A 12,845-nucleotide genomic window follows, 5' to 3' on the forward strand; every position below is an offset into this window, starting at 1 on the left:
CGAAGCCGCAGGCCGTCTATGCTAGCTCCTGTCTATGCTAGAATGGGCGCCCATTTTCGACCCGGCAGCGGCTTGCATGGATGACGTCACGGCGATCCTAGATTCGTTAAATTCCGACCAGCGCGAAGCGGTCAGCGCACCCCAGGGCAACCTGCTGGTCCTGGCCGGCGCCGGCTCGGGCAAGACGCGGGTACTGGTACACCGCATCGCCTGGCTGATGCAGTCGGAGGGCCTCTCGCCCTATGCCCTGCTGGCGGTCACCTTCACCAACAAGGCCGCCCGCGAGATGCGCACCCGCCTGGAAGCCTTGCTGGGTCTCTCGCTGCGCCATGTGTGGGTGGGCACCTTCCACTCCATTGCCCACCGCCTGCTGCGCACTCACTGGCAGGATGCGCGCCTTCCGCAGCACTTCCAGATCATCGATTCCGACGACCAGCTGCGCCTGGTCAAGCGGCTGCTGAAGGATCACTCGATCGACGACGAGCGCTTCCCGCCGCGGCAGGTGCAGGCGTTCATCTCCGGCTGCAAGGAGGAGGGGCTGCGCCCGTCCCAGGTGGATGTCCACGGCGACGCCTACCTGGGGCAGATGGCCGAGCTTTATGAGCGCTACCAGTTGACCTGCGAGCGCGGCGGCCTGGTCGATTTCGGCGAACTGCTGCTGCGCAGCCTGGAACTACTGCGCGATAACCCGGCGCTGCTGACCCACTATCAGTCGCGCTTCGGCCATGTGCTGGTCGACGAATTTCAGGACACCAATACCCTGCAGTATGCCTGGCTGAAGCTGTTGACCGGCCAGCGCACGCCGATGACCGTGGTCGGCGACGACGACCAGTCGATCTACGGCTGGCGCGGCGCCAAGGTGGAAAACATCCGCCGCTTCGAGCAGGAATTTCCCGACACCCGGACCGTTCGCCTGGAACAGAACTACCGCTCCACCAGCGCCATTCTGGATGCCGCCAACGCCCTGATCAGCCACAACAGCGAGCGCATGGGCAAGGAATTGTGGACGGCTGGAGCGCGGGGCGAGCCGATTTCCGTCTACGCCGGCTTCAATGACCTGGAAGAAGCCCGCTTCATCGTCGATACCATCAAGGAGAAGGTGGCCGAAGGCAGCCTGCGGCGGGATGTGGCGATTCTCTACCGTTCGAACGCCCAGTCACGCCTGCTGGAAGAGACCCTGATCCGTCAGGGCATGCCCTATCGCATCTATGGCGGCCACCGCTTCTACGAGCGCCTGGAAATCAAGAATGCCCTGGCCTATCTGCGCCTGTTGCTCAACCGTGACGACGATGCCTCGCTGGAGCGTGTGATCAACGTGCCCACCCGGGGAATCGGCACCCGCACCGTGGAGATTCTGCGCCACCACGCTCGCGAGGAAAATATTCCGCTGTGGCAGGCGCTGCAGAACGCCAGCTCGGACGGCACCCTGAAGGGGCGCGCGGCCAACTCGCTGCAAGCGTTCGCCAACCTGATCGAGCGCCTCGACAACGACTGCGCCGGCCTGACCCTGCATGAAATCGTCGATCACGTGCTGGTCCACACCGGTCTGATCGAACATCACAAGAGCGAGCGGGGCGAAAAGGGCCAGGCCCGGGTGGAAAACCTGGAGGAGCTGGTAACCGCCGCCCGCGCCTTCACCCAGGCCGATGCCTTCGAGACTCCCGAGGCCGGCGAAGGCCTGGCCGCGCTTGAGGCGTTTCTCTCGGAAGCCGCACTCAATGCCGGCGATCACGAAGCCGACGAGTTCGAGGACAGCGTCCAGTTGATGACCCTGCACTCCGCCAAGGGGCTGGAATTCCCGATCGTTTTCATCGCCGGGGTCGAGGAGGGCCTGTTTCCCCACAAGATGTCGCTGGAGGAGCCCGGGCGCCTCGAGGAGGAGCGGCGGTTATGCTATGTCGGCGTGACCCGGGCCATGCACAAGCTCTACCTGACCCACGCCGAGACCCGGCGTTTGCACGGCAAGGAAGTGTTTCCGCGTCCCTCGCGTTTTCTGCGCGAGCTACCCGAGGCCCTGCTGGAAGAGGTCCGCCTGCGTGGCCAGGTATCGCGCCCGATGACCGCCTCACGCCCCACCCTGACCCAGCAGCAGGTCGAAGGCGGCGATGACCTGCCCAGCCTGCACGTCGGCCAGCGGGTATCGCACCCGGTATTCGGCGAAGGCGTGATACTCAATGCCGAAGGCCAGGGGGTCCGGGCCCGCGTACACGTGAGTTTCGAAGGCGAGGGAGACAAGTGGCTGGTGCTGGGCTTTGCCAAGCTCACCCCGCTTTGATGGCGCATTGCTTGAGTCCAAACGCAACTTGCCCAACAAAAGCGGCTTGACGCATACTGCTTGGCGGACACTTGCACATCCCCTGTGCATTTATAAAAAAACACAATTCCGGAGACTTGCCCGCATGCAACGCCGCAACTTCCTCAAGACCGTCGGCCTCGGCGCCGCCGGTGCCGTCGCCGCTCCTTTCGTTTCCACCGCCAAGGCTCAGGAAACCTACAGCTGGGACATGGTCACCTCGTGGCCGAAGAACTTCCCCGCCCTGGGCACGGGTGCCAACGATTTCGCCCAGCGCGTCGAACAGCTCTCCAACGGCCGCATGCGCATCCGTGTGCACGGCGCCGGTGAACTGGTACCCGCCATGGAAGTGTTCGATGCCGTGGCCGCCGGCACCGCCGAGATGGGTCACTCCGCGTCCTACTACTGGCGTGGCAAGGTAGCCGCCTCGCAATTCTTCACTGCCGTACCCTTCGGCATGAATACCCGCGAAACCAATGCCTGGCTGTATCACGGCGGTGGTCAGGAACTGTGGGACGAGGTCTATGCCAAGCACAACCTCAAGCCGTTCCCGGTGGGCAACACCACGACCCAGCCGGGCGGCTGGTTCAAGAAAGAGATCAACTCGCTCGACGATCTCCAGGGCCTCAAACTGCGCCTGCCGGGGCTGGCGGGAGAAGCGATGAATCGCATCGGCGTCACCACCGTCAACATGCCGGGCTCCGAGATCTTCACCTCGATGCAGACCGGCGCGCTCGACGCCGCCGACTGGGTGAGCCCGTACAATGATCTGGCGTTCGGCCTGCACCAGGTGGCCGACTACTACTACACCTCGGCATGGAACGAGCCGAGCGCCATCCTCGAAGGCACCATCAACCTGGATGCGTGGAACTCACTGCCCGACGACCTGAAAATCGTGGTTACCGAAGCCGCGCGTGCCTCCAACCTGTCCATGATCAGCGAGTTCACCTACCGTAACGCGCAGGCGCTGGACACCCTGGTCAACGAGCATGACGTCAAGCTGCGCACCTTCCCGGAAGACGTGATGCAGGCGCTTTTCGAAGCATCTAAAGAGGTCATTCGCGAGCAGACCGAAAGCGATGCCGATTCCAAGAAAGTGTACGACTCCTATCGTGCCTTCCAGGAACTGGTCCGCACTTCAACGGATAGCGGTGAATTCACTTACCTGAAGAGCCGCGCCAACGTCGGCGCCTGATAGAGCCGCTTGCCGGTTTTCCCGGCTAGTACCGCAAAAGGGCGCTTCGGCGCCCTTTTGCATTCCCGTCCTTTAATCACGCTCTTTAGTCACGTTGTCGCTGAAAGCAGAGCAAGAGCGAAGGAGATGTCCTGACTCAACAGCTCGATAGCCACGAACATTTGCATGACGGTACCTCCTGTCATATCACTGGCAGGCCGGCGGCTTTCCACTCTGGATAACCTTCCTCGAAGCGTCTGATCCGATAGCCGAGTTGCCCCAGACGCCGAACAGCCTCATGCGATAAGGTGCAATAACGGCCCCGACAGTAGGCGACGATTTCCTTGTCACGAGGAAGCTTATCCAGCATGTCTTCCAACTGCGTCAGAGGAATGTTGATCGCCTCGGGCAGGTGGCCGGCCTCGAACTCATCTTCAGGACGTACGTCCAGCAGCGCGACCTTGCCGCTTTTCAGCCCAGTCAGCAATGTGTCCCTGGATACCGCCTCCAGTGCCCCGCCCGCATCGTCGTCGGCAAATAGCCGGCTCACCAGACGCTCCATCTCGGCCAGGTTGGTTTCGGCGACCTGTCTGAGCAATTCCATCAGGGTAACGATCCGCTCATCGGTCAACTGGTAGATCATCTGCTTGCCGGAACGGCTGGCAGTGACAAGACCCGCTCGCCGCAGATGCTGAAGGTGCTGGGAGGCGTTGCCTACCGTGAGGCTGGTGACCCCGGCCAATGTCTCTACCGAGGCATCGGCCTGGGCCAGACGCTCCAGCAATGCCAGGCGATGGCCGTTACCCAGGGCTCGGGCGACCTGAGCCAGAGTATCGAGAAGATCCTGTTGCGACGTCATCGATTCACCTCTAAGGGACGAAAGCTGGATATTGCGCCTATTGTGCCGCTTGACAAATCACTATGCTTACTTTAATCATTCTATCAATCAATAGAATGATATTAAGGTTAGCATATGCATACACTTATCATCATTAACGATCCTCCCTATGGCACTGAAAGGCTCTACAACGGCTTGCGCCTTACTCACGCCCTGCTGAAGCAGGATGGCGAAGTGACAGTATTTCTGATGGGAGATGCCGTGTCAGGTGCTAAGGCGGGACAGAAGACACCGGATGGCTTCTACAACACCGAGCGCATGATCAAGCGGGTCATTACCAAAGGAAAAGTATTGCTGTGCGGCACCTGCATGGAGGCACGCGGGCTCACTGATGCGGAGCTCGTCGAAGGGGCTGAGCGCAGCACCATGGATGCCTTGGCGGAAGCCACCGAACTGGCCGATAAGGTCTTGGTGTTCTGAACCAACTCACCCTCCGAGGCGATAGCCCATGGAGCTTGCCCGAATGGAAAAGCGCAACGTGGCCAGCCCCGACTTTCGCAGCCGGGCCATTTCCTTCGTCATGGCCGGCGGTGTGGTGGCCACCTGATCGGAACGATAATTGGAGGTGAAACATGAACGACCATATCCAGTCTCACAAAGCCGAGCCGGTTCGTTTCAAGGACCTGCTGACTGAGGCCGATATCGCGGTACCGAAGCTCTCGCCCGCCGAAGCAGCAGAAAAGCTTCGCTCCAAAGACGTGCTCGTGGTGGACGTGCGTGATCTGTCCGAGGTGGAGAAGAGCGGCAAGATCAAAGGCGCAGTGAACGTCTCGCGCGGAATGCTGGAGTTGAGCGTCGATCCAGAGGGGCCTCACTACGACCCCAGATTCCAGAAGGGCAAGACGATTCTGGTTTACTGTGTCGTGGGCATCCGCTCGGCGCTCGCCGGCAAGACGCTCCTCGACATGGGGTTTGGACCCGTGTTCAACATGGGTGGATTCGAGGAGCTTATCGATGCCGGAATAGAGACCGAGACAGTATAGCGTTCGCGGTACGGGCAGATTGACCAAACGTAGCTAGCGACTTCAGACTTTACCCCTCGCCGCGTACCGCGCGTATGCGGCCGTTGTCGTCCAGGGCCACCATCACGAAGCGCGCCTCGGTGACCTTCTGGCGATCGTCCAGAGAGCGACCGAGCGGCGGACGCACCCAGACTTCCACGTCGATCTTGATCGAGCTATGGCCGATTTCACGCACATCGGTAAACACGCTGACCATCGAGCCCACGCGGACCGGACTGAGAAAGTCCATCGCTTCGATCGCCACCGTGGCGGTACGCCCCCCCGCCTCACGTCCCGCCGCCAATTCAGCGGCCTGGTCCATGTGATTGACCAGCCACCCCCCGGAAATATCGCCGTAAAGATTGGCATCCTGACGGGAAGCCAGTAATTTCAAGGTAAGCTGACCGCGCGGGGTAGGAACATCGTCCAGGTCGGTATCAAGTACGCTCATGTTTTTTCGCTTTGCAAGTTATTGTTGTGGCTAAAGGTTGCAGTGCAATACCTATCGTTGATCGCAGCGCAGTAAACCATAGGAGGGGAAACGTTTGAATAACCGCGTCGCGTTTTTTCCACCCCGCACGGCTGGGTGGCGATGCTGGGCGTTCAGCCTGGTCCTGCTCTGCCTGCCTTTTGGCAGCCACGCTGACGACTCCATCAGCGGTACCCTGGGCGCGGTGGGCTCGGACACCATGGCGGAACTGATGCTGCGCTGGGGAGAGGCGCTTAACGCCCGCCATCCCGGAATTCGCCTGCAGTTCAAGGCGGGAGGTTCCGCCGAGGCACCTACCGCGCTGCTGGCGGGCACTACCCGACTGGGACCGATGTCGCGGCGCATGACCGCCGAGGAGCACGATGCCTTCGTGGCACGCTACGGTTATCCCCCACTGGCACTCAAGGTGGCTCAGGACGCCCTGACCGTGGTGGTCCACCGTCACGCCCCGCTCGACCGGCTCACCCTGGAACAGATCGATGCACTGTTCTCCACCACGCGACGCTGCGGCGCCGATACCGCGCTGACACGTTGGGAGCAGTTGCCGCTCAAGCACCCGTGGCCCTATGGCAAGGTGGCCTTGCATGGGCGCAACCTGGCGTCCGGCACTCACGGGCTGTTCCGCCAGGAGGGGCTTTGCGAAGGGCGGTTTCGCGCCGATATCAGCGAACATCCCGGCTCCTCGGCGGTCGTTGCCGCGGTAGGGGAATCCCCCGGCGCCATGGGCTATACCGGCTATAACCACCTGACTCCCGCGGTTCGCGCCCTGGCGGTGGAGGATGCGGCGGGTCGGGCGATCCCCCCCACGCCACAGACGATCCAGAGCGGCGCCTATCCGCTGACACGCTTTCTGTATCTGTACGTCAACCTGCCCCCCGACGAATCGCTGCCCGCCGTGGAAAACGCCCTGCTGGAATTGATACTGTCTCCCCAGGGGCAACGTATCGCCCAGGCGGCCGGCTTCGTGCCCTTGACCGACGCCATGCGCGACACGCAGCGTTTACCTGAATTATTGTCACCGGAATGACATAAAAATGTCTTAGTGTGACGCTATATAGCTTTCCCCGTTCATCCAGGCGGCCCATGTCACCCGATACCCGCGCTTCTCGCCCAACCTTGCGTGCCCGGCGTCTACGCTCGGCTCGCGATCGCTTCGCCACCGGCTTGATCACCGCGGGTGGCATCGGCGTGCTCGTGGCCTTGCTGGCTCTCGGCCTGTTTCTGCTGTGGGAGACACTGCCGCTTTTACGCCTCGGGGAGTTGTCCGTACTCGCCCAGCTGACCCCGCTGGCGTGGGGCACGCTGAAAGCCGCTCTCTTTGCCCTGCTTTTCGCGGTACCGGTGGCGCTGGGCGCCGCCATGTACTCGGCGATGTTCATGTCCGCGCATCTGCGCAGCCGCATCAAGCCGGTGCTGGAACTCATGGAAGCGGTCCCCGGTGTGGTGATCGGCTTTATCGCCGGGCTGGTGCTGGCTCCCTGGGTGGAGCGTCACCTGGTCAGTGCCCTGGGTGTCGCGATATGGCTGCCGTGCAGTGTGCTGCTGCTCGCCTTCGTCTGGTATCGCCTGCCGCCCGGTTGGCGGCGGCGGCTGCCCTTGAGCGGCGCGGGGCTGTGGCTTGTCGCCTGGCTCGCCGCCATGCTGGCGCTGGCGCTGTGGGCGGCGCCGCTACTGGCATCGTTTCTCGGAGTGGAGGACCTGCGCTTCTGGCTCGATCAGCGCTGGGGCATCGACTACGCCACCCGCAATGCCATGATTGTCGGCGTGGCCATGGGGTTCGCCGTCATTCCGGGGCTCTATGCTCTGGCGGAAGATGCCCTGGCCGACGTGCCAGCGCACTTGATGGAGGGCGCTCAGGCCCTGGGTGCCACTCGCTGGCAGGCACTGTGGAAAGTGGCTATTGCCGCCGCCGGACCAGGGCTTTTCTCTGCGGTGATGATCAGCGCCGGACGGGCGGTGGGAGAAACCATGATCGTCCTGATGGCCAGCGGCAATACCGCGCTGCTCAGCGCCAGCCCCTTCGAGGGAATGCGCTCCATGGCGGCGGCCATCGCCATCGAGCTGCCCGAGGCTGCTCCCGGCGGCGTGACCTATCACCTGCTGATCCTCGCCGCCCTGCTCCTGTTCGTGTTCACCTTTCTGGTCAATACGCTGGCGGAAGTCGTGCGGCAACGCTTGCGGCGGCGCTACCGACGTCTGGAGGGCCGGCCATGATATCGGCTAGCCGGGGCAAGCATCACCGCACGGAAGGGGTATGGCCATGGCTGAGCGCCGCCGGCGTAGCCCTCAGCCTGCTGATGCTGGGTGCGTTGCTGGTACTGCTGGCCGGACGCGGGCTGGGCCATTTTTGGCCTGCACCAATCGAGCAGGTCACCCTGCATGACGGCCGGGTACTGGCGGGGCAGGCCGTCCGCGAGGTAGCACTACCCGCCGAAGCCGGCCAGGAGCGCCTCTATTACAGCGCCAATCGTGACATCGACGGAGCGTTATGGAATTGGGTGGCGGTGGCGAACATCGCCCGGCGTTCCACCCCGCAGGATCTGGTCCTGCTCGACCGCACCCCGTGGGGCGATTTCATCGGCCGGGTGGTGGCCCTGGAAACCCCCGGGGAGCGCCTGGAGGGCGAAGCGGCCTGGCAGGCACTCGAGGAACATCTGGCGGCAGCAGAGGCCGCACCGAGCGCCGCTGTCGCCATACTGGAAAGCGCTGACGGCACGCGGATTGCGCAGCCCGTTCAAGGTATCCACCAGGCGCTGCGTCCCAACGCCATGTCACTCTGGGAGAAGACAGCCGTGTGGAGCCGGGACGTGTGGCGCTTTCTCAGCCAGGGGCCCCGCGCCGCCAACACTCGCGGCGGCGTATGGCCGGCGATCTTCGGCACCATCCTGATGGTGCTGGTGATGTCGGTGCTGGTGACGCCTTGCGGGGTGCTGGCCGCCATCTACCTCAATGAAATCGCCAACCAGGGGCGGCTGACCCACCTGGTGCGCATCGCCGTGCGCAATCTGGCGGGAGTCCCCTCCATCGTCTACGGCGTGTTCGGCCTGGGAGTGTTCGTCTACGGCATCGGCGGGCAGCTTGACGAGTGGTTCTTCAGCGACACCCTGCCCTCGCCTACATTCGGCACCGGCGGGCTGCTCTGGGCCTCGCTGACCCTGGCGCTGCTCACCCTGCCGGTGGTGATCGTGGCCACCGAGGAGGGCCTGGCACGGATTCCCGACGCTCAGCGCGAAGGCGCCCTGGCACTCGGCGCCACGCGCCTGGAGATGCTGACCCGGATCGTGCTGCCCATGGCGGCGCCCGCCATGCTCACCGGGATGATTCTCGCCGTCGCTCGCGCCGCGGGGGAAGTCGCGCCCCTGATGCTGGTCGGCGTGGCCAAGCTCGCCCCGCAGATGCCGCTGGACGGCGAATTTCCCTATCTCCATCTCGAGCGCAAGTTCATGCACCTTGGTTACCATATTTTCGATACCGCCTTTCATGGTGGCGACGTCCAGGCCGCGCTTCCTCTGGTTTACGCCACGGCGCTGCTGCTGGTGACGATTGTGGTGGTGCTTAACCTGACTGCAATATTTCTGCGTCATCATCTCAAGTTGCGCCAGCGAGGTACCTGATGCGAGCACCATTTCCAGTACCATCTCCAGCACCACCTGTCGATTCCGCCCTTCACGGAGTGCCGATGACGCGATTTTCCAGTGCCAAGTGCTGTCTGGAAATCAGTGATCTCAGCCTGGCCTACGACGGCAAGCCGGCCCTGCGCAAGCTGAGCCTGCAGGTTCCGCGTCACCGGGTAACCGCCTTCATCGGCCCGTCCGGCTGCGGCAAGTCGACCCTGTTGCGGGCGATCAACCGGCTGCACGATCTCAATGAGAGCGTGACCCAACAGGGTTGTATCCGGCTGGAGGGAGAGGATATTCATGCACCGTATCTGGAGGTGGCCGAACTGCGTCGGCGGGTAGGCATGGTGTTTCAGACACCCAATCCGTTCCCCATGTCGATCTACGAGAACGTGGCCTTCGGCTTGCGCTTGCAGGGCCGGCTGCCCAAGCGCAAGCGCGACGATATCGTCGAATGGGCGCTGGAGTCGGCGGCCTTGTGGCACGAGGTCAAGGATCGCCTGCACAGCTCCGCCTGGTCGCTCTCGGGAGGGCAGCAGCAGCGTCTGGTAATTGCCCGGACGTTGGCCGTACAGCCCGACGTGCTGCTGCTCGACGAGCCGGCGTCGGCCCTGGACCCGATCTCGACACTGAAGATCGAAGAGCTGATCCGCAATCTCAAGTCGCAACTGACCCTGGTACTGGTCACCCACAACATGCAGCAGGCGGCTCGCGTGTCGGACTACACGGCCTTCCTGCAGGCGGGCGAGCTGGTGGAGCATGGACCCACGGACAGCGTGTTCACCAACCCGCGTCTACAGCGCACGGAAAACTACATCACCGGTCGCCTGGCCTGAACGCCACCACCGTTTACAACGGGCCAAGCCCGAGGAGAACTTCATGGATATCACCAGCGATACTCACAGCCAGCATATTTCCCGCCAGTTCAACCAGGAGCTCGAGGAGCTCAAGACCCACCTCATGGCCATGGGCGGGCTGGTGGAAAAACAGGTGCAGGACGCCGTTCACGCCCTGCTGGAAGGCGATACCCGGCTGGCCGAGCACGTTCGCGACAACGACCGACAGGTCAACGACCTGCAGTTGCAGATCGACGATGAATGCACCCGGGTGCTGGCGCGCCGACAGCCCGCCGCCTCCGATCTGCGCCTGGTGCTGGCGGTGATTCGCGCTACTTCCGACCTCGAGCGGATCGGCGATGAAGCCAGCAAGATCGCGCGCAATGCCCTCAGCTTGAGCGAAAGCGGCAGCTCCATACGCGGCCTGGTCGAAGTGCGTCACATCAGCGAGCACGTGCGCAAGATGCTGCGCGACGCCCTGACCGCCTTCGCCCGTTTCGATACCGAGCTTGCCATGCAGGTGGTGCGCGAGGACGAAGCGGTGGATGACGAGTACGGCAGCGCCATGCGCTCGCTGATGACCTTCATGATGGAGGATACGCGCTCGATCAGTTCCGTTCTCAGCGTTATGTGGATACTGCGCGCCCTGGAGCGGGTCGGCGACCATGCCGACAATCTCGCCGAGCATGTCGTCTACCTGGTCAAGGGCCTGGATATTCGTCATACCGATCTCGACGAAATCGAACAAAATGCGCTGAAAAAATCTTGACCCGGCAACGCAATCGCACTGCAATGCTCAGGCTGTCCCCGGCAGCCTGATTTTCGTGTTCATGTTCTTCAAGTGATTAAGTGCTTTTGCGGAGAAAACCGTGCTGGATGCCTTTACCGCCCTGAGCCAGGGTACTCGCCTCGTCTATGGTCGCGGCCTGCGCCGCTACGTCTTCCTCCCGATCGTGGTCAACGCTCTGGTCTACGCCATCATGCTGAAAGTAGTGTTCACCTATTTCGGCGGCTGGCTGGACGGGTGGATGGCCATGGTGCCCAGCTGGCTCGCTTGGCTGGAGTGGTTGATCTGGCCGCTGTTCGTGGCCAGCCTGGTACTGGTGGTGTTCTTCACCTTCACTCTGGTGACGCACATAGTGGCGGCGCCCTTCTATGGCTTTCTGGCCGCCAAGGTGGAAGTGCAGGCAACCGGACGCGAGCCCCTGGATGACCGTGGGCTGGCCAAGACGGCTATCGATGCCATCGGCCGGGAGCTGATCAAGCTTGCTTACATCCTGCCGCGCGCCGCCCTGCTGTTCGTGATCAGCTGGATACCCGGCCTTAACCTGATGGCGCCCGTACTGTGGGCGCTGTTTTCCGCCTGGGTGATGGCTATCACCTATCTCGATTACCCCATGGACAACAACAAGGTCAGCTTTTCCGACATGCGATCCAGGCTCTCCGCTCGCTGGTGGCAGAGCTTGAGTTATGGCGGGGTGATAACCGTGGCCACCTGGATTCCCCTGGCCAACCTGTTCCTGTTGCCGGGGGCCGTGGCGGGGTCGGTGCTGATGTGGGATCGCCATTATCGTGGCCAACGCGGCGCGGTCAGCGTGGCATCATGACTCAGTGACACGTGGCTGCGTACGCCAGCGCTATACTGCGGCAGAACTCTTCCTGCCCGTCAATTGATTGCTTGACCCTATAAGGATGCCTCCATGCGATTTCCATTCGTCGCCCTGCCCCTGACGCTCTGCCTGCTCGCCAGCGGAGCGGCCCTGGCCCATGAGGTCAACCATGCCGGTCTTCACCTGGCCCACCCCTTTGCCACACCGACACCTCCCGGCGCACCCAACGGTGCGGTCTACCTGGAGATGACAGCGGAAACGGACGGCGACACATTGTTGGGAGCCGATACTCCTGCCAGCGAAACCGTCGAATTGCACTTGATGGCAATGGAAGACGACATGATGAAGATGCGTCGGGTCGAGGGCATCGAAGTTGGCGCCGGCGAAACCCGAGCCATGCGTCCGGGCGGCGGGTATCACTTGATGTTGATCAACCTGACCGGGCCGCTGCGGGAAGGCGACCGCTTCCCCCTGACGCTGGAATTCGAACAGCGCGGTGAGATCGACGTGGAAGTCTGGGTGGAACGAGCCGAGAGAAGCGCAGGCCAGGACGACGCTCACCACTGACGCGAAGCGTCGTGGAGGAGTTGTGCAAGAGCCTGGAAGACAAGAGAGCACACGAAAGAAAGCGAAATACAGCCGCCCAAAACACCACCACCCCGCTTGGCGGGGTGGGTGGTTCAGCGCTCTGGATCAATGTATCGGGACCGTGCCGGCTTCCTCTCCTTTTGCGGGCGACCAACCTTGGTTAAAGCCCTGACCGGCGTTGCCGTTACATCTCATCACTCATCCCTGAGCCAACAATCATCCTTGATTGTCCAAGCGTTTACTGCTGGAAATGAGACGATCTTCCTTACACTCAGTTATTGCAGGGGCCGTGCCATTTTCATGACAAACAAGCTAAATGAAATAATTTCAATTATTTA

The 12,845-nt window shown here is 62.3% G+C and carries 13 protein-coding genes; 11 read left to right on the forward strand and 2 right to left on the reverse strand.

Annotated features, from left to right (window positions below; translation table 11 throughout):
- The first annotated feature begins 76 nt into the window (after positions 1-76).
- On the forward strand, positions 77-2,275 hold the full coding sequence (gene uvrD / locus R5M92_RS15560; RefSeq protein ID WP_346796876.1) for a DNA helicase II: 2,199 nt from the start codon (positions 77-79) through the stop codon (positions 2,273-2,275).
- A 124-nt stretch (positions 2,276-2,399) separates the two neighbouring features.
- Positions 2,400-3,488, forward strand: a complete 1,089-nt coding sequence (locus R5M92_RS15565) for a TRAP transporter substrate-binding protein (RefSeq protein ID WP_346796877.1) — start codon at positions 2,400-2,402, stop codon at positions 3,486-3,488.
- A gap of 181 nt (positions 3,489-3,669) precedes the next feature.
- Here the strand turns inward: R5M92_RS15565 and R5M92_RS15570 are convergent, their stop codons facing one another.
- Positions 3,670-4,326 (reverse strand): metalloregulator ArsR/SmtB family transcription factor, encoded by a 657-nt coding sequence (locus tag R5M92_RS15570; RefSeq protein WP_346796878.1) that lies wholly within the window; start codon positions 4,324-4,326, stop codon positions 3,670-3,672.
- Positions 4,327-4,440: 114 nt separating this feature from the next.
- On the opposite strand from R5M92_RS15570, the gene R5M92_RS15575 reads away from it, so the two are divergent.
- Both R5M92_RS15575 and R5M92_RS15580 read left to right on the forward strand, forming a co-directional pair.
- Positions 4,441-4,785 (forward strand): DsrE/DsrF/TusD sulfur relay family protein, encoded by a 345-nt coding sequence (locus R5M92_RS15575; protein ID WP_346796879.1) that lies wholly within the window; start codon positions 4,441-4,443, stop codon positions 4,783-4,785.
- 152 nt (positions 4,786-4,937) lie between these two features.
- Positions 4,938-5,348 (forward strand): rhodanese-like domain-containing protein, encoded by a 411-nt coding sequence (locus tag R5M92_RS15580; RefSeq protein ID WP_346796880.1) that lies wholly within the window; start codon positions 4,938-4,940, stop codon positions 5,346-5,348.
- A gap of 49 nt (positions 5,349-5,397) precedes the next feature.
- Here the strand turns inward: R5M92_RS15580 and R5M92_RS15585 are convergent, their stop codons facing one another.
- Positions 5,398-5,817 carry an acyl-CoA thioesterase gene (locus R5M92_RS15585; RefSeq protein WP_346796881.1) on the reverse strand — a complete coding sequence of 140 codons (420 nt, stop codon included), beginning with the start codon at positions 5,815-5,817 and terminating at the stop codon, positions 5,398-5,400.
- Positions 5,818-5,974: 157 nt separating this feature from the next.
- On the opposite strand from R5M92_RS15585, the gene R5M92_RS15590 reads away from it, so the two are divergent.
- From R5M92_RS15590 to R5M92_RS15620, 7 genes are all read left to right on the forward strand, one after another.
- Complete coding sequence (locus R5M92_RS15590; protein ID WP_346799404.1) at positions 5,975-6,883, forward strand: phosphate ABC transporter substrate-binding protein; 909 nt, start codon at positions 5,975-5,977, stop codon at positions 6,881-6,883.
- A 56-nt stretch (positions 6,884-6,939) separates the two neighbouring features.
- Positions 6,940-8,070, forward strand: coding sequence for an ABC transporter permease subunit (locus tag R5M92_RS15595; protein ID WP_346796882.1), 1,131 nt, complete (start codon positions 6,940-6,942; stop codon positions 8,068-8,070).
- Entirely contained in the window at positions 8,067-9,470 is a 1,404-nt protein-coding gene (pstA, locus tag R5M92_RS15600; RefSeq protein WP_346796883.1) for a phosphate ABC transporter permease PstA, read from the forward strand. Before R5M92_RS15595 ends, pstA begins: the two co-directional genes overlap by 4 nt.
- 65 nt (positions 9,471-9,535) lie before the next feature.
- The gene (pstB, locus tag R5M92_RS15605; protein ID WP_346796884.1) at positions 9,536-10,309 is read left to right on the forward strand and encodes a phosphate ABC transporter ATP-binding protein PstB; all 774 of its coding nucleotides are present in this window, start codon (positions 9,536-9,538) and stop codon (positions 10,307-10,309) included.
- Between the two features lie 43 nt (positions 10,310-10,352).
- Positions 10,353-11,078 (forward strand): phosphate signaling complex protein PhoU, encoded by a 726-nt coding sequence (phoU, locus tag R5M92_RS15610; RefSeq protein ID WP_346796885.1) that lies wholly within the window; start codon positions 10,353-10,355, stop codon positions 11,076-11,078.
- A gap of 100 nt (positions 11,079-11,178) precedes the next feature.
- Positions 11,179-11,916 (forward strand): sulfate transporter CysZ, encoded by a 738-nt coding sequence (gene cysZ, locus R5M92_RS15615; protein WP_346796886.1) that lies wholly within the window; start codon positions 11,179-11,181, stop codon positions 11,914-11,916.
- Positions 11,917-12,009: 93 nt separating this feature from the next.
- Positions 12,010-12,486 carry a copper chaperone PCu(A)C gene (locus tag R5M92_RS15620; protein WP_346796887.1) on the forward strand — a complete coding sequence of 159 codons (477 nt, stop codon included), beginning with the start codon at positions 12,010-12,012 and terminating at the stop codon, positions 12,484-12,486.
- Positions 12,487-12,845 lie beyond the last annotated feature (359 nt).

Origin of the sequence: Halomonas sp. Bachu 37 (assembly GCF_039691755.1) — a bacterium.
Lineage (GTDB): Bacteria > Pseudomonadota > Gammaproteobacteria > Pseudomonadales > Halomonadaceae > Vreelandella > Vreelandella kashgarensis.